Raw genomic sequence first — 17,199 nt, 5'->3', positions numbered from 1 at the left:
GGACCTCAGGAGGCGGGGCCCGCCTCGGAAGCCGCGCCCATCAGCTCCGACAGCGAGCCGTTGAACCGGGTCAGCAGCCCGGTGAACGACTCGCGCTCCTCCTCGGACCAGTCCTCGGTCACCCGCGCCATCAGCTCGCGGCGCGAGGAGCGGACCTCCTCCAGCCGGGCGAGCCCCCGCTGGGAGAGCGCGAGGACCACGGCCCGCCCGTCCTCGGGGTGCGAAGTGCGCTTGACCAGGCCGCTGTCGACGAGCGGCGCGACCTGGCGGGTGACGGTGGAGGAGTCGATCCCCATGCCGCCGGCGAGCGCCTTGACGCCCATCGGGCCTTCCAGGTCCAGCCGGTTCAGCAGCAGGTACGCGGCGCGGTCCATCGAGTTGCGGGCCTGGCCGACCCCGCCCAGGCGGGTCTGCTCCGCGCGCCGGGCGAAGACGGCCACCTGGTGCTGGAGCGCGTCGAGGAGCCCGGCTTCGGCGGACGCCTCGGCCGCCGTGGGCAGGTCGGAATTGGCCGGGTTGGAGGGCATGGCCGTGAGCTCTCTTCGCGTGGGGCCGACAAGGTTGGGGGACAGAGTACGCGGCCGTGGGGCGGCCCGTACGCCTCGTACGAGAACTGATACGGGCGGTCCGGACCCGGGCGGCGGGCCCGTCCCGGATGGCGTGATTTCGCCCCCTGTGGGCCCCTGTAGCCGCTGTAGCCGCTGTGCGGGCCCCGGATCCCTGCCCTGATCCCTGCCCGAGCCGTGCCCGGTGCCGTGACCGGTGGGGGCTGCGAGACTGGCCGCATGAACTACCGCGTGCCCGTGCCCGTTCCGCAGGTCATCCTCGACGACGTCCGGGGGGCCCAGAAGATGCTCTCCGGCGTCGCCCGGGTCACGCCGATGGAGAACAGCCGGCACCTGAGCGCCCTCACCGGCTCCCCGGTCCACTTCAAGTGCGAGAACCTCCAGCGGACCGGCTCCTTCAAGCTGCGCGGGGCGTACGTGCGCATCGCCGGCCTGCGCCCCGAGCAGCGGGCCGCCGGCGTGGTCGCGGCCAGCGCCGGCAACCACGCGCAGGGCGTGGCCCTCGCCTCCTCCCTGCTCGGCGTCCGCTCGACGGTGTTCATGCCGGTCGGGGCGCCGTTGCCGAAGGTGGCGGCGACGCAGGAGTACGGGGCCGAGGTGCGGATGCACGGGCACGTCGTCGACGAGACCCTGGCGGCGGCCCAGGAGTACGCGGACCGCACCGGGGCGGTGTTCATCCACCCCTTCGACCACCGCGACGTCATCGCGGGCCAGGGCACGGTCGGCCTGGAGATCCTGGAGCAGTGCCCCGAGGTGCGGACGATCCTCGTCGGCATCGGGGGCGGCGGCCTCGCGGCGGGCATCGCGGTCGCGGTGAAGGCCCTGCGCCCCGACGTGAAGGTCATCGGCGTCCAGGCGGAGGGTGCGGCCGCCTACCCGCCCTCGCTGCGCGTCGGGCACCCGGTCTCGGTCGACAACCCGGTCACGATGGCCGACGGCATCAAGGTCGGCCGTCCCGGCGACATCCCGTTCCACATCATCGGCGAGCTCCTCGACGGCGTCCGCACGGTCTCCGAGGACGCCCTCTCCAGCGCCCTGCTGCTCTGCCTGGAGCGCGCCAAGCTGGTCGTCGAACCGGCAGGGTGCAGCCCCGTGGCCGCCCTGCTGAGCCGCCCCGAGCTGTACGGGGGAGGCGGCGCGGTGGTGGCCGTCCTGTCCGGCGGGAACATCGACCCCCTGCTGCTCCAGCGGATCCTGCGCCACGGCATGGCGGCGGCGGGCCGCTACCTGTCGCTGCGGTTGCGGGTGGCGGACCGGCCCGGGGCGCTGGCGGGGCTGCTGGCGGTGCTGTCGACGGTGGACGCGAACGTGCTGGACGTGAGCCACGTACGGACCGATCCGCGGCTGGGGCTCACGGAGGTGGAGGTGGAGCTGCACCTGGAGACCAAGGGCCCGGAGCACTGCGCCGAGGTCGCGCGCTCCCTCCACGGTGCCGGATACACGGTGATGAGCTAGGTCTTGTCCCCTTCGGTGGTGACACAGGGGTGCGGAATCCGGCCGTTTGTGTGAGACTCCCGGCCACATTCACATGGGGTGGGAGTCTCTCGGTGCACATTCGCGTCAGACCGCAATCAGCGGCAGTCATCGCTCTGGCGGCCTCGGCGGCCCTCGCCCTCGCGGGCTGCTCGTCCTCCGGCGGATCCGGCGCGGCGGGGCCGCAGCAGCCGGCCGCGAGCCAGTCGGCCAAACCCTCCGCCAAGCCCTCCGCCAAGCCCACCGGGGCGCCGCTCGGCCGCGACACCGTCGACGAGGAGGTCAAGTCCTCGCTGCGCGCGGCGGGTCTGGACCCCGAGAAGGGCAAGGGCTCGGGCGACGCGAACACGACGAAGAACGCGAGCGTCGTCGACTGGACCGCGGTCACGACCACGCAGCAGGCGGAATGGGCCCTGCCGCGGCTGGGGGAGCAGCTCAAGCACCTCGGCTGGCGGGAGACGGCGCCGCAGAGCTACGAGAAGACGGACTGGGTGCTGCTGATCGGCAGCACGAAGCAGTCGACCACGGTGAACCTGAAGTCGAACGAGAGCCTGCTCACCGTGAACGTCACGTACCTCGGCGCGGGCTGACACCCGGGCGGTACTTGACCGGCGCCCCTAAGATTTGCCTGGGAAAGTACCGGTTCACCGGCCCGATACCCACAGGGGGAATCCCTATGCCAGGCGCCATTTACGCCGAAGGTCTGGTGAAGACCTTCGGCGAGGTACGGGCCTTGGACGGCGTGGACCTCGATGTCCCCGAAGGCACCGTGCTGGGCCTGCTCGGCCCCAACGGCGCGGGCAAGACCACGGCGGTGCGCGTCCTGACCACCCTGCTCCGGCCGGACAGCGGCAGGGCGGTGGTCGCCGGCATCGACGTCCTCAAGCACCCCAACGAAGTCCGCCGCTCCATCGGCCTCTCCGGCCAGTTCGCGGCCGTCGACGAGTACCTGACCGGCCGCGAGAACCTCCAGATGGTCGGCCGGCTCTACCAGATGACGGGCAGGGCGGCGAAGGCCCGGGCCGGCGAGCTGCTGGAGCGCTTCCACCTCGCCGACGCCGCCGACCGCACCGCGAAGACGTACTCCGGCGGCATGCGCCGGCGCCTGGACCTGGCGGCCGCACTCGTCGTCCGCCCGCCCGTGATGTTCATGGACGAGCCGACCACCGGCCTCGACCCGCGCAACCGCCAGCAGCTCTGGGACGTCATCCAGGAGCTCGTGGCCGGCGGCACCACCCTGCTGCTCACCACCCAGTACCTGGAGGAGGCCGACCACCTCGCGCACGACATCTGCGTGGTCGACCAGGGCAAGGTCATCGCCCGCGGCACCTCCGACCAGCTCAAGGCCCGGACCGGCGGCGAGCGCGTCGAGGTCGTGGTCCACGAGCGCGAGCACATCGCCGCAGCCCGCGCCGTGCTCGCCGGCTTCGGCAAGGGCGAGACCACCGTCGAGGACCACACCCGCAAGCTGACCGTCCCGGTCAGCGGCGGAGCCAAGCTGCTCGCCGAGGTCATCCGCGAGCTGGACTCCCGCGGCATCGAGATCGACGACATCGCCCTGCGCCGCCCGACCCTCGACGACGTGTTCATCTCCCTCACCGGGCACACGGCGGCCCTGAACGACGAGGAGGCGCAGAAATGAGCACCACCTCCCCGACCCCCGAGCTCGCGGCGCCCCGCCCCCGGGGCGGCATCGTCCAGGGCGTCAGCGACTCCCTGGTCATCGCCAAGCGGAACCTGATCCGGATGTCCCGGATCCCCGAGATGATCATCTTCGGGGTCATCCAGCCGGTCATGTTCGTCGTGCTCTTCAGCTACGTCTTCGGCGGCTCGATCAGCGTCGGCGGCAGCACCTCGCCCGCCGCCTACCGCGAGTTCCTGATGGCCGGCATCTTCGCCCAGACCGTCACCTTCGCCACGGCCGGCGCGGGCGCGGGCATCGCCGACGACATGCACAAGGGGCTGATCGACCGCTTCCGCTCGCTGCCCATGGCCCGCGGCGCGGTCCTGACCGGCCGCACGCTGGCCGACCTCGTCCAGACCACCCTCACCCTGGTGGTCCTGGCCGTCGTCGCCCTGCTCGTCGGCTGGCGCACCCACACGAGCCCCGGCGAGGTGCTGGCGGGCTTCGCGCTGCTGCTCCTGCTCGGGTACGCGTTCTCCTGGATCGGCGCGCTGATCGGCCTGTCGGTGCGCACCCCGGAGGCGGCCACCTCGGGCGGGCTGATCTGGCTCTTCCCGCTGACGTTCATCTCGAACGCCTTCGTCCCCGCCGAGAACATGCCGCCCTTCCTGCGGACCATCGCCGAGTGGAACCCGTTCAGCGCCACGGTGCAGGCGGCCCGGCTGCTGTTCGGCAACTTCCCGCCGGGGTACGAGGCGCCCGCGGCCTGGCCGATGCAGCACCCGGTCACGGCCTCGGTCCTGTGGTCGGTGCTGATCATCGTGGTCTTCCGGACCCTGTCGGTCCGCAAGTACCGCTCGGCGAGCGCGTAGGCCGGCCGCGCCGGGGTCCCCGGACACGGGAGAGCCCCCGCCGGAGATCCGGCGGGGGCTTCCTCGTACGGGTGGGGTGATCAGCCCTGGAAGGGCTTGACGTCCAGGATCTTGACCGTGGCCTTCTTGCCGTTCGGCAGCTCGTACTCGGCGTTCTCGCCGATCTTCTTGCCCATCACGCCCGTGCCCAGCGGGGACTGCGGGGAGTAGGTCTCGAAGTCCGAGGACGCGTACTCGCGCGAGGCGAGCAGGAAGGACATGGTGTCGTCCTCGTCGCCGTCGAAGGCGATGGTGACGACCGTGCCGGGCGCGACCTCGCCGTCGGAGGCGGGCGCGGTGCCGACCTTGGCGTTCTCCAGGAGCTGCGTCAGCTGGCGGACGCGGAGCTCCTGCTTGCCCTGCTCCTCCTTGGCCGCGTGGTAACCGCCGTTCTCGCGCAGGTCGCCCTCCTCGCGGGCGGCTGCGATCTTGGTGGCGATCTCCGTGCGTGCGGGACCAGAGAGGTAGTCCAGCTCGGCCTTCAGCTGGTCGTACGCCGCCTGGGTCAGCCAGGTGACGCTCTCGCTCGTCTGGGTCACGGGTGCTCCTCGTCGGTACAGGGGACTACTTGTCCGCCAGCGGCGGGCGAAACCACGAGCCTAACAATTCGGGAAGAAAAGGGGGAGGACACCATGTGTATGAAGTGTGTCATCGGGCCCGTGAGCAGGAAAGAGGTCAGCCTGCCGTCGGCGTGGTGCCCTTGTCCGCGGCCTGGCAGCCCACCAGCTCGATCATCGTCGCCCGGCCCGTGGTCTTCAGCGAGAGCATCTCGTCCACGCGCGTGTCCTTCGCCCCGAAGGTGAAGTCCGCGCGGCCCACCTCGGCGTGCTCCTCGTTCTGGGAGCTCAGGGTGCACACCCCGGTGACCCCGGCGTCCTTGCGCACCTCCAGGTGCACCTTCACCTCGGTGTCCGAGACCACCTGGAACTTGATCACCTCGGCGCTGACGCTCTGGCCCGCGACGTAGTCCCAGCCGATCCACCCGACCAGGCCCAGCAGCCCGACGCCCAGCACCGAGCCGACGATCTTGAGCTTGCGGTCCGCACGCTCGTCCGCCGACCGGCCGTACCGGCCCTCGGGCAGCCCCTCGCGCACCGCGCTCATTGATCGTTCCTTTCGGGAGGGCAGAACTGAAGGTTCCCAGGGGCAGCCCCGGAATTTTTCCACCCCCCGATTCGGTCACTATAGGAGGCGAACGCCCTGACGACTCAAAGAGGATCCTGTCTTGACCGAGCAGCTTCGACTGATGGCCGTCCATGCCCACCCCGACGACGAGTCGAGCAAGGGCGCGGCCACCATGGCCAAGTACGTGTCCGAAGGGGTTCCCGTGCTGGTGGTGACCTGCACCGGGGGTGAGCGGGGCTCGATCCTCAACCCCAAGCTCCAGGGTGACAAGTACATCGAGGAGAACATCCACGAGGTCCGCGCCAAGGAGATGGACGAGGCGCGCCAGATCCTCGGCATCGACCAGGAATGGCTGGGCTACGTCGACTCCGGGCTGCCCGAGGGCGACCCGCTGCCCCCGCTGCCCGAGGGCTGCTTCGCCCTGGAGGACGTGGACGAGGCGGCCGGCCGCCTGGTGAAGAAGATCCGCGCCTTCCGGCCGCAGGTCATCACCACGTACGACGAGAACGGCGGCTACCCGCACCCCGACCACATCATGACCCACAAGATCTCGATGGTGGCCTTCGAGGGCGCCGCGGACACCGAGAAGTACCCGGAGGCCGAGTTCGGCCCGGCGTACCAGCCGCAGAAGCTCTACTACAACCAGGGCTTCAACAAGCCGCGCACCGTCGCCCTGCACGAGGCGCTGCTCTCGCGCGGCATGGAGTCCCCCTACGGGGAGTGGCTGGAGCGCTGGAAGGAGTTCGAGCGCAAGGAGCGGACCCTGACCACGCACGTGCCGTGCGCCGACTTCTTCGAGATCCGTGACAAGGCGCTCGTCGCGCACGCCACGCAGATCGACCCGGACGGCGGCTGGTTCCGCGTCCCGATGGAGATCCAGAAGGAGGTCTGGCCCACGGAGGAGTACGAGCTCGCGAAGTCGCTCGTCGACACTTCCCTCCCCGAGTCCGACCTCTTCGAGGGCATCCGGGAGAATGCGTAGCCATGAGCGCTACGCAGGCAGCACTGACCGAGCTCCTTCCGCTGGCGGGGGACACCTTCGACAAGAACAAGGTGACCCCCGGCGTCCTGGGCTTCATCGTGTTCGCGGCCCTCGCCCTGGCGGTGTGGGGCCTGATGAAGTCGATGAGCCGGCACATGGGCCGGGTCGACTTCAAGGAGGCCCCGGAGGCCGGAGCGGCCGCCGTCGCCGCCCCGGCGGCGGAGAAGGCCCCGTAGGGAGCCGTTCCACCGGCATGTCGCGCCCGGGCTCCGGGTGCCGGCCCGCCGCCGCCCCGCCACGGGCGGGGCGGTGAGCGCGGGCTGCCCGCGGCTCGCCCGTCAGGCCGGTCCGCAGCGGGCGGGTCCGTACGGCGGCCGGCCGCGACCGGCTCCGGCCCGCGCGGCCGCACGGCCGGCCCGCCCGGTCGTCACGCCGGCGAGGCGGGCGGCATGGGGACCCCCATGATCTCCCGCGAGTGCAGGTTCGGGACCAGCCCGAGCCGCCACGCCTGCCAGCCCTCCGCCGGATCCACCCCGCGCCCCAGCACCACGGCGTAGGCGTCCAGGCCGTCCTCCAGGCGCCCGTCCCGCATCGTGTGCGGCGCGGCGGCGAGCCGGGCCAGCTCCGCCCGGGCCTCCTCCACGCCCGCACCGCCCGGGAGCGCGTACGGCAGCAGCGTGCAGCGCAGGAAGCGGGCCCAGTCCTCCCCGCGCCGGTCCCCGTACGAGATGAACAGCCGGGCCGCCTCCTCGCACAGACCCAGCGCCTGCGCCACCCGTCCGTTGCCCGCGTCGATCACCGCCAGCTCCAGGCAGGTCCACGCCTCCCCGTGGGCCAGCCCGATCCGCCGGAAGTCCGCCCGGGCGTCCATGAGCAGCTGCCGGGCGAACCCCGAGTTGCGCAGGTTCCCCGTCTGCGCCGCCCGCTGGTCGCGCGTGACCCGGCCCGAGTGATGGCGGGCGTGGGCCAGCCCGTACACGTCCCGCATCCGCGAGAACATCGTGCGGGCCCGCTCCAGCTCCCGTACCGACTGGTCGCGCTCGCCGCCCTCCTCCAGCGCCTGCCCGAGGTAGTACAGCGTCCACGCCTCGCCGCGCGCGTCCTCCTGCTCCCGGTGCCTGGCCAGCGCCTCGCGCAGCCGCTCCACCGCGGGGCCGGTGTCCCCGTCGACGACGCGGGCCCGGCCCAGCTGGGTCAGCGCCCAGGCCTGGCCGCGCTCGTCGCGCGTGCGCCCGTACAGGTCGAGGGCGAGCTTCAGCTCCGCCTCCGCCGCCGGGACGTCGCCGAGCCTCAGGTGCACCTGGCCCAGCTGGAAGTGCGCCCACGCCTCACCGTGGACGCTCTCGCTCTCCCGGTGCAGGGCCAGCGACCGCTCCAGCAGCTGCGCCGCCTCCGCCAGGTGCGCGCGGTCGCGCTCCACCGCCGCGAGGGCGTGCAGGGCCCACGCGCGGTCGCCGGCCAGCTCGTCCGGCTCCTGGAGCACCAGCGCCTCGCGGATGCGGGCCGCGGCCTCCGGGAGCTGGCCCTGGTGGTGCAAGGTGATGCCGAGCGAGATGAGGGCCATGCCCGCGCCGGCGTCCTGGTGGGCCTCCCGGTACTGGTCGACCACCGAGGTCAGCGTGGTCCGGGCCTTGTCCAGCTCGCCGAGCTGGCGGGCCGCGATACCGGTGCGCCACTGCACGGAGCGGACCAGGCGCCCCTCGCCGGGACCGCCCTGGCGGGCGGCCTCCACCGCCAGGGTGAGTTCGTTGATCTCGCCGAGCCGGTACAGGTCCCCGCGCAGCAGGCAGAAGTCGCAGAGCGCCCCGAGCAGGTCCAGTACGGCCTGCTGGTCCACGTCCTCGGAGTGCCGCAGCGCGGCCGTGATGAAGCTCGACTCGTCGTCCAGCCAGCGCAGCGCCGCGTCGAGCGAGGCGAAGCCGTGGCCGCCGAAGTGGTGGGCGCGGGTCGACATCTTCCCGTCGACCATGCGGATCACCGCGTCGGCGAGCTGCGCGTAGTTGCGGATCAGCCGGCCGTGCGCCGCCGAGGCCTCGGCCCGGTCCTCGTCCGCCGCGAGCCGCGCCGCCGCGTACGAGCGCACCGCGTCGTGCATCCGGTACCGCTCCCCGCGCACGTGGTCCAGCAGGCCCGCCTGCGCCAGCTCGCGCAGCAGCAGCCCGGCGGCCGCCCGGTCGGCGTCGATCAGCGCCGCCGCGGCCGAGGGCCCCAGCGAGGCCCGCCCGGCCAGGGTCAGGCGCCGCAGCAGCCGCCGCCGCTCCTCGGGCAGCCGTACGTAGGCCAGCGCGAGGGCGCCCTCCAGCGCGTCGGGACCGGCCGGGGGCTGCGCCTCGGCCGGAGCGAGCGGGGCCAGCGGGGCCAGGACGCGCAGGGCCAGCGGGAGCCCGCCGCCGAGCGCGAGCAGGGCCCGCAGGGCGTCCGCCCCGTCCTCCTTCTGCGGGACCGGGGCCGGGACCGGGGTCGGGGTCGGGGTCGGGGCCGGGACCGCACCGGCCGCCTCGGCCCCCGCGCGCACCAGCTCCGCGCTCTCCGCCTCCCCGAGCCGCTCCACCGGCAGCTGGTGCACCCACGCCGACAGGCCGGGCAGCTCCAGCGGCTTCCGGGACGTCACCAGCACCAGGCTCTCCGACCGCTCCGGCACCAGCATCCGCACCTGCTCCGCGTCCACGGCGTCGTCCAGCAGCACCGTGACCGGCAGCCCCTGGAGGTGCTGGTGGTACAGCTCGTGCAGGCGTCGTACCTGCTGCTCCGCCGAGGACCCCTCGCGGAACAGCAGCTGCTCGCGCGGTGCGCCGAGCCGGTTCAGCAGGTGCAGCAGCGCCTCCCGGATCGGCAGCGGCGCCTCCCCGCTGAGCGAGCCGCCCCGCAGGTCCACCACGCAGGCCCCGCGGAACTGGTCGCGCAGCGCGCCGGCGGCCCGCAGGGCGAGGGCCGTGCGGCCCACGCCCGGCTCGCCGTGCAGCACCACGACGACCGGGCGGGTCTCCGTACTGGCCCGGGCCGCCTGGACCCACTGCGCGATCCGGGTCAGCTCGGCGCGGCGGCCCGAGAACGAGACGGCCGTCTGGGGGAGTTGACCGAAGGACTGCTCCAGTACGCTGCGCCGCCGGGCCTCCGCGCTGCGGTCGGTGCCGCGCAGCTGGGGGGCGGCGGTCCGGGAGGTCTGGCGGGGCCCCCGCGCCGCGGCGGCCACCGTGCGCTGCTGCTCCAGGAACGGTCGTATCCCGCGCACCTCCAGCGCCGTCAGCCACTGCAGCCGCAGCTGCTCCGGCCCGCCGGGCCGGCCGCGCACCCCGGCGCGCCGGTTCGCGGCGGGCAGGTGCAGGGCGGTCACCTTGGCGACCGTGGCCACCGCCCCGGCGAGGCCGGTGACGGCGCCGGCCGCCAGTGCCGTACCGGCCCCGACCCCGAGCGACAGGTCCGCCCCGACGGCCGCTGCCGCCGCAACCGCCGTCACGAGCAGGGCCGTTGAGGTGTTCCCGCGCCGGAAGGCCTCGCCGAGGGACTCGTCCCCGGCCGCCGCCTCGTCCAGGGCCCGTACGTACGCCGCGTACTCCTCGGCGGCGCTCGCCGCCAGCGCGTCCAGCGCCTCCAGGCCGCGCGCCGTCAGCGCCGCCGTGTCGACCGGCGTGCCGGTCCCGGCCCCCCGCCGGGCCTCCTCGTCCACGGCCCGCTCCAACAGTCGCTCGGCCTCACCGCGATGGCTGTCCCGCATCGGCATCCCCCTCAAGAGAGCTCCGGCAACGTGGCCCCAAGTGTCCGCCGGGACTGCCGCGAGCGCGAGGAATCTGAGCTAGATCAGAGGGAGTTGACCCAACTCCCCCCGCTCCCGCGCATATATGTACGTTCCACCTCGCGCAAGCGGCCCCCGATGCACCCGGCGTGCCGTGGCCCCCGCTCGGCGCCCGGCCGGCGCCCGGCAGGCACGCCGTTCCGGGCTCCCGGCGGCGTCCCGTCCCGTGCGCGAGGATGGGGCCATGTCGAACCGCCTCGCCCATGAGACCTCGCCGTATCTGCTGCAGCACGCGGACAATCCCGTCGACTGGTGGCCCTGGTCGCCGGAGGCCTTCGCCGAGGCGCGGGAGCGCGGGGTGCCGGTGCTGCTCAGCGTCGGGTACAGCAGCTGCCACTGGTGCCACGTCATGGCGCACGAGTCCTTCGAGGACGAGCTGGCCGCCGCCTACATGAACGAGCACTTCGTCAACATCAAGGTGGACCGCGAGGAGCGGCCCGACGTCGACGCCGTCTACATGGAGGCCGTGCAGGCCGCCACCGGGCAGGGCGGCTGGCCCATGACCGTGTTCCTGACCCCCGACGCCGAGCCGTTCTACTTCGGGACGTACTTCCCGCCCGAGCCCCGGCACGGGATGCCCTCCTTCATGGAGGTCCTCGAAGGCGTGCGGACCGCCTGGGTGGGGCGGCCCGAGGAGGTGAACGAGGTCGCGCAGCGGATCGTACGGGACCTCGCCGGGCGGCAGCTGGACTACGGCAAGGCCGGCACGCCCGGTCCCGAGGAGCTGGCCGGGGCCCTGCTCAGGCTCACCCGCGAGTACGACGCCGTCCGCGGCGGCTTCGGCGGGGCGCCGAAGTTCCCGCCGTCCATGGTGCTGGAGTTCCTGCTGCGCCACCACGCGCGCACCGGCGGCGAGGGGGCCCTCCAGATGGCCGCCGACACCTGCGAGGCGATGGCCCGCGGCGGGATCTACGACCAGCTGGGCGGCGGGTTCGCCCGGTACTCCGTCGACCGGGAATGGGTCGTTCCGCACTTCGAGAAGATGCTCTACGACAACGCGCTGCTGTGCCGGGTCTACGCGCACCTGTGGCGGGCCACCGGCTCCGACCTCGCGCGGCGCGTCGCCCTGGAGACCGCCGACTTCATGGTGCGCGAGCTGCGCACCAGCGAGGGCGGTTTCGCCTCCGCGCTCGACGCCGACAGCGAGGACCCGCAGAGCGGCGAGCACGTCGAGGGGGCGTACTACGCCTGGACCCCCGCCCAGCTGGCCGAGGTGCTCGGCGCGGACGACGCGGCGCTGGCCGCCGCCTACTTCGGGGTGACCGACGAGGGCACCTTCGAGCACGGGAAGTCCGTGCTCCAGCTGCCGCAGGACGGGCCCGTCGTGGACGCCGGGGTGATCGACGGCATCCGGCGGCGGCTGCTCGCGGCGCGCGCCGAGCGGCCCGCGCCCGGCCGCGACGACAAGGTCGTCGCCGCCTGGAACGGGCTGGCGATCGCGGCGCTGGCGGAGTGCGGGGCGTACTTCGAGCGGCCGGACCTGATCGAGCGGGCGACCGAGGCGGCGGACCTGCTGGTGCGCGTGCACATGGACGGCCGGGCCCGCCTCGCCCGGACCAGCAAGGACGGCCGCGTCGGCGCCAATGCCGGGGTCCTGGAGGACTACGGCGACGTCGCCGAGGGCTTCCTCGCGCTCGCGGCCGTGACCGGAGAGGGCGTCTGGCTGGAGTTCGCCGGGTTCCTGGTCGACCTCGTCCTGGACCGGTTCACCGCGGAGGACGGCTCCCTCTACGACACCGCGCACGACGCCGAGCGGCTCATCCGGCGCCCCCAGGACCCGACCGACACCGCGGCCCCCTCCGGCTGGACGGCCGCGGCGGGCGCGCTGCTCTCGTACGCCGCGCACACCGGGTCCGAGGCGCACCGTACGGCGGCCGAGCGGGCCCTCGGGGTCGTGCACGCGCTGGGTCCGCGCGTCCCGCGGTTCATCGGGCACGGGCTCGCGGTCGCGGAGGCGCTGCTCGACGGTCCGCGCGAGGTGGCCGTGGTGGGCCACCCCGAGGATCCGGCGCTGGCCGCGCTGCACCGGGCGGCGTTGCTGGGGACGGCTCCCGGGGCGGTGGTGGCGGCCGGGCTGCCGCGGGCGGCCGACGGCAGCGGGGGCGAGTTCCCCCTCCTGGACGAGCGCACACTCGTACACGACCTTCCGACGGCGTATGTGTGTCGACATTTCGTCTGCGCGCGGCCTACGACGGACCCGGTCGAGCTGGCTGGTCAGTTGGGTGCGGTTCGCCCCTGAATCCGCCGGAGTAGCGTCAATTCCAGTTGCTGGTCCGACAGTTCGGAAACCTGGTTTTTATCCCCGCGGCTCCTGGGTTTCATTTTCGCTGCCTACTCTCGTGTCTGCGGACGTCAGGGGGAGCCGCCGAGCGGGTGCACCGGGGGGTGCGCCCGAGGGGGAAGCAGGGGGAGCTGGGGGAAGCAGGGGCGGGCGGGCCGGGGGGCCCGCCTCGATCCCCTGGGGGGTTTGCCGATCGCCGCCGGGTGCCGCGGCATGTCTGTGGGGGACGTTTTGTACACCTCTGTTGTCATATTCGGGATTTCGTTTGCCCTGTTCTGGATGGCCGCCTTCACGCTGTGGTGGCAGATGCACGCGTGGCGCACGCCGGAGACGCTGGCCTCCACCCGGTTCGACCGCCCCGACGGCGAGGGCCGGCTGGCCTTCTCGCTGCTGCTGCCGGCCCGGCACGAGCAGGCGGTCCTGAGCCACACGATCGACCGGCTGCTCGAATCGAGCCACGGCGACTACGAGATCATCGTCATCGTCGGACACGACGACCCGGCGACCGCCGCCGTGGCCGAGGCCGCCGCCGCGCGGGCCCCCGAGCGGGTACGGGTCGTCGTCGACCACCACGAGACCAAGAACAAGCCGAAGGCCCTCAACACCGCCCTCCCGCACTGCCGGGGCGACATCGTCGGGGTCTTCGACGCCGAGGACCAGGTCCATCCCGAACTGCTCGCCCACGTCGACCACGCCTTCCGCGCCACCGCGGCCGACGTGGTCCAGGGCGGGGTCCAGCTCATCAACTTCCACTCCTCCTGGTACAGCCTGCGCAACTGCCTGGAGTACTTCTTCTGGTTCCGTTCCCGGCTGCACCTGCACGCCGAGAAGGGGTTCATCCCACTCGGCGGCAACACCGTCTTCGTGCGGACCGAGGTGCTCCGCGAGGCCGGCGGCTGGGACCAGAACTGCCTCGCCGAGGACTGCGACCTGGGCGTGCGCCTCTCCTCGGCCGGCAAGAAGGTGGTCGTCGCGTACGACTGCGACATGGTCACCCGCGAGGAGACGCCCGGCTCGCTGATGAGCCTGCTCAAGCAGCGCACCCGCTGGAACCAGGGCTTCCTGCAGGTCTACCGGAAGAAGGACTGGCAGCGGCTGCCCGGCCGCGGCCAGCGCTGGCTGGCCCGCTACACGCTGATGACCCCGTTCATGCAGGCCGCCTCCGGGGTGATCATCCCGCTCAACTTCGCCGTCGCGGTCCTGCTCGACGTGCCCGTCGGCATCGCGATCATCACCTTCCTCCCCATGATCACGGCGATGGTGACGTTCGTCTTCGAGATCGTCGGCCTGCACGACTTCGGCCGCCAGTACGGGCTGCGCGTCCGCTTCGTGCACTACCTCAAGCTCGTCGTCGGCGGCCCGTTCTACCAGGTGATGCTGGCCGGCGCCGCGATCCGGGCGGTCTGGCGCGAGCAGCGCGGCCGCAACGAGTGGGAGCTGACCAGCCACACCGGCGCCCACCTCGCTCCGATCAGCGCCACCGCCGCGGTCTCCGCCGCCGGCGCGTCCACCGCGATCCGAGAGGACGGCCACCAGTGACCGCCACCCTGCCCACGGCCACTGATCCCCGGCCCGGCACCGCCACGGCCGCCGGCACCGCACCTCTGATCCCGCAGCAGCGAACCCGTCCCGGCGGACTCGGGGTCCGGCCGCCCGCCCCGGCCCACCCCCTCGTCCGGTTCCGCTCCTCCCGCCCCGACCTGCTGCTCTGCGGGGCCGTCCTGCTCGCGATCGTCCTCGTCCAGGGCTGGAACATCACGAACTTCCCGACCCTGAGCGACGACGAGGGCACGTACCTCGCCCAGGCGTGGGCCGTCCAGCAGGGCGACGGCCTCGCGCACTACACGTACTGGTACGACCATCCGCCGCTCGGCTGGATCCAGATAGCGGGCCTGACCTACCTGCCCTCGCTCCTCGTGCCCGACTGGATGACCGTCGCGCCGATGCGCTTCTCGATGCTCGCCGTCTCGGCCGCGAGTTCGGTACTGATCTACGTGCTCGCCCGCCGGCTTTGGCTGCCGCGCTGGGCCGGGGCCCTCGCGATGGCCCTCTTCGGACTCTCCCCGCTCTCCGTCGTGCTCCAGCGGGAGATCTTCCTCGACAACCTCGCCGTCCTGTGGATGCTGCTGGCCTTCTGCCTGGCCGCGTCCCCCAGCCGCCACCTGTGGCACCACTTCGGATCGGGACTCGCCGCCGCCACCGCCGTCCTGACCAAGGAGACGATGCTGGTGGTGCTCCCGGCGCTGCTGGTGACCATGTGGCGCCACAGCCACCGCGACACCCGCAAGTTCGCCGTCACCGGGGCCGTCACCGCCTGCGCGCTCATCGGGCTCTCCTATCCCCTGTACGCGCTGCTCAACAGCGAACTGCTGCCCGGTGCCGGGCACGTCTCGCTGATCGACGGCATCACGTACCAGATGAGCCGCCCGGGCTCGGGCTTCGTCCTCACCCCCGGATCCGGCTCGAACGGCGTGCTCCGGTCCTGGCTGTACTACGACACCGTCCTGCCGCTCGGCGGGCTGGCCGGAGCGCTCCTGCTGCTCGCCACCCCCAGGTGGTCCGTCACGGCCCGCGCGCTCGCGGGCCCGGCGCTCGCCGCCGTGATCCTCGCGGCCGTCGCGATGCGGCCCTCCGGCTACCTGCCCGCGATGTACGTGATCCAGGCGCTGCCCTTCCTCGCGCTGGTCCTCGCAGGGGGCGCGGCCAGCGTCACGCACGCGGTGCTGCGTCGCCGCCGGGCGCCCGGGGAGCGCCGGTCGCGCCTGATCGGGCGCCGCGCGCTGATCGGCGTACTCGCCCTGTCGGCCGCGGTGTACGTCCTGCCGCGCTGGTACGAGGGCGACCGCACCGCGCTCACGGCCGACGCCAACGCCCCGTACCGGCAGGCCGCCGCCTGGCTCGGCCGGGAGGTCCCCGATCCCGGGCGCACCCGGGTCCTCGTGGACGACGCGCTCTGGCTGGACGCCGTGCACCACGGTTTCCAGCCCGGGCTCGGCGCCGTCTGGTTCTACAAGGCCGACCTCGACCCCGCCGTCACCAAGACCCTGCCGCGCGGCTGGCGCGACATCGACTACGTGGTCTCCTCGCCCACCGTCCGCCGGGACGCGGTGGACCTGCCCAACGTGAAGGCCGCGCTGGAGCATTCGAGCGTGGTGGCCGTCTTCGGCTCCGGCGAGGACCGCATCGAGATCCGCAGGACCGACCGAGCCGACGGGAGCTGACCGCCATGAGCGAGGACCTGTGGACCCCGCACGCCCTGAGCGATCCGGAAGTATCCATTCCGGGTGAGCGGCAGGAGGAGGCCGAGCGCGCGGCGGGCAGCGTCACCCTCATCATCCCGACCTTCAACGAGGAGGGGAACATCAGCGAGTTGCTGAGCCGGCTCGCCGCCTCGCTCCCCGCCCACCTGCCCTGCGCGGTGCTGTTCGTGGACGACTCCACGGACGGAACCCCGGCCGTCATCGAGAAGGCCGCCCCCGACCTGCCCTTCCCGGTCTCCGTCCTGCACCGCGAGCGGGCGGTCGGGGGGCTGGGAGGCGCCGTCGTCGAAGGGGTGAAACGGGCCCGTACGGACTGGATCGTCGTCATGGACGCCGACCTCCAGCACCCGCCCCACCTGGTGCCCGAGCTCGTCGGGGAGGGCGAACGCACCGGCGCCGACCTCGTCGTCGCCTCCCGCTACCTGCCCGGCGGCAGCCGGGCCGGACTCGCAGGGAACTACCGCGTGGCCGTCTCGCGCGGCGCGACCTGGCTCACCAAGGGGCTCTTCCCGCGCGCCCTGCGCGGGATCAGCGACCCGATGAGCGGATTCTTCGCCATGCGCCGCCCCTTGGTCACCGCGGACGCCCTCAAACCCCTCGGCTACAAGATCCTGCTGGAGCTGGCCGTGCGCTGCCGGCCCGCCAAGGTCGCCGAGGTGCCGTTCGTCTTCCAGGACCGCTACTGCGGCGAGTCCAAGTCCGGGGCCCGCGAGGGGCTGCGGTTCCTCGCCCACCTTGCCGCGCTGCGCTCCGCGACCCCGCTGGCCCGCATGATCGGCTTCGGGCTGATCGGGCTCTCCGGCTTCGTCCCGAACCTGTTCGCGCTGTGGCTGCTCACGCACGCCGGGGTGCACTACCTGCCGGCCGAGATCGCCGCCAACCAGGCCGGGGTGGTCTGGAACTTCGTCCTCATCGAGATCCTGCTCTTCCGCGAACGGCGCCGGCACCGCCACTGGGCCGACCGGGTCGGCCGTTTCGCCCTGCTGGCCAATGCCGACCTGCTGCTGCGGATCCCGCTGATCGCCCTGTTCGTCGCCCGGTTCGGCATGCAGGTGCTGCCCGCCACGGCCCTGGCCCTGGTCACCACCTTCGTCCTGCGGTTCGCCGCCACCGAGGCCCTCGTCTACCTGCCGCGCACGACCCGTACCACTCGCGGCGACGGGAGTTGAGTTCCACCGAGCCGC

14 protein-coding genes are annotated in these 17,199 nt (G+C 72.9%); 10 read left to right on the top strand and 4 right to left on the bottom strand.

The genetic code is table 11. The features are described from left to right. Positions 1-5: 5 nt before the first annotated feature. A complete protein-coding gene (locus tag CP980_RS12695; RefSeq protein ID WP_132756297.1) occupies positions 6-527 on the bottom strand; it encodes a MarR family winged helix-turn-helix transcriptional regulator in 522 nt (173 codons plus the stop codon). Between the two features lie 258 nt (positions 528-785). Between CP980_RS12695 and ilvA the strand changes: the two genes are divergently transcribed. The 4 genes from ilvA (at position 786) to CP980_RS12675 (ending at position 4,535) form a co-directional block, all read left to right on the top strand. Then, positions 786-2,021: a threonine ammonia-lyase gene (gene ilvA, locus CP980_RS12690; RefSeq protein WP_132756299.1), complete on the top strand. Its 1,236-nt coding sequence runs from the start codon at positions 786-788 to the stop codon at positions 2,019-2,021. A 92-nt stretch (positions 2,022-2,113) separates the two neighbouring features. Beyond that, positions 2,114-2,629, top strand: a complete 516-nt coding sequence (locus CP980_RS12685) for a hypothetical protein (RefSeq protein WP_132756301.1) — start codon at positions 2,114-2,116, stop codon at positions 2,627-2,629. A gap of 86 nt (positions 2,630-2,715) precedes the next feature. After that, entirely contained in the window at positions 2,716-3,681 is a 966-nt protein-coding gene (locus CP980_RS12680; protein ID WP_132756303.1) for an ATP-binding cassette domain-containing protein, read from the top strand. Beyond that, the gene (locus tag CP980_RS12675; protein ID WP_132756305.1) at positions 3,678-4,535 is read left to right on the top strand and encodes an ABC transporter permease; all 858 of its coding nucleotides are present in this window, start codon (positions 3,678-3,680) and stop codon (positions 4,533-4,535) included. Before CP980_RS12680 ends, CP980_RS12675 begins: the two co-directional genes overlap by 4 nt. An 80-nt stretch (positions 4,536-4,615) precedes the next feature. Here the strand turns inward: CP980_RS12675 and greA are convergent, their stop codons facing one another. Together greA and CP980_RS12665 are read right to left on the bottom strand one after the other, a co-directional pair. Continuing rightward, entirely contained in the window at positions 4,616-5,113 is a 498-nt protein-coding gene (gene greA / locus CP980_RS12670) for a transcription elongation factor GreA (protein ID WP_099889766.1), read from the bottom strand. Between the two features lie 136 nt (positions 5,114-5,249). Beyond that, the gene (locus CP980_RS12665; protein ID WP_132756307.1) at positions 5,250-5,678 is read right to left on the bottom strand and encodes a DUF4307 domain-containing protein; all 429 of its coding nucleotides are present in this window, start codon (positions 5,676-5,678) and stop codon (positions 5,250-5,252) included. A gap of 121 nt (positions 5,679-5,799) precedes the next feature. Between CP980_RS12665 and mca the strand changes: the two genes are divergently transcribed. After that, on the top strand, positions 5,800-6,681 hold the full coding sequence (mca, locus tag CP980_RS12660; protein ID WP_150528199.1) for a mycothiol conjugate amidase Mca: 882 nt from the start codon (positions 5,800-5,802) through the stop codon (positions 6,679-6,681). A gap of 2 nt (positions 6,682-6,683) precedes the next feature. Continuing rightward, positions 6,684-6,917 carry a hypothetical protein gene (locus tag CP980_RS12655; protein ID WP_132756309.1) on the top strand — a complete coding sequence of 78 codons (234 nt, stop codon included), beginning with the start codon at positions 6,684-6,686 and terminating at the stop codon, positions 6,915-6,917. A gap of 191 nt (positions 6,918-7,108) precedes the next feature. Here the strand turns inward: CP980_RS12655 and CP980_RS12650 are convergent, their stop codons facing one another. After that, on the bottom strand, positions 7,109-10,396 hold the full coding sequence (locus tag CP980_RS12650) for a tetratricopeptide repeat protein (protein ID WP_189998498.1): 3,288 nt from the start codon (positions 10,394-10,396) through the stop codon (positions 7,109-7,111). Between the two features lie 262 nt (positions 10,397-10,658). Between CP980_RS12650 and CP980_RS12645 the strand changes: the two genes are divergently transcribed. The 4 genes from CP980_RS12645 (at position 10,659) to CP980_RS12630 (ending at position 17,184) form a co-directional block, all read left to right on the top strand. Next, a complete protein-coding gene (locus CP980_RS12645; RefSeq protein WP_167535825.1) occupies positions 10,659-12,713 on the top strand; it encodes a thioredoxin domain-containing protein in 2,055 nt (684 codons plus the stop codon). Positions 12,714-12,968: 255 nt separating this feature from the next. Continuing rightward, positions 12,969-14,294: a glycosyltransferase gene (locus CP980_RS12640; RefSeq protein WP_373312848.1), complete on the top strand. Its 1,326-nt coding sequence runs from the start codon at positions 12,969-12,971 to the stop codon at positions 14,292-14,294. Next, positions 14,291-15,976, top strand: coding sequence for an ArnT family glycosyltransferase (locus CP980_RS12635; protein WP_373312837.1), 1,686 nt, complete (start codon positions 14,291-14,293; stop codon positions 15,974-15,976). The genes CP980_RS12640 and CP980_RS12635 overlap by 4 nt, the downstream gene beginning before the upstream one ends. 5 nt (positions 15,977-15,981) lie before the next feature. Next, positions 15,982-17,184, top strand: a complete 1,203-nt coding sequence (locus CP980_RS12630; RefSeq protein ID WP_150528195.1) for a glycosyltransferase — start codon at positions 15,982-15,984, stop codon at positions 17,182-17,184. Positions 17,185-17,199: the final 15 nt, after the last annotated feature.

This window comes from Streptomyces vinaceus, assembly GCF_008704935.1.
Lineage (GTDB): Bacteria > Actinomycetota > Actinomycetes > Streptomycetales > Streptomycetaceae > Streptomyces > Streptomyces vinaceus.
This window is presented reverse-complemented; position numbering and strand designations above follow the sequence as displayed.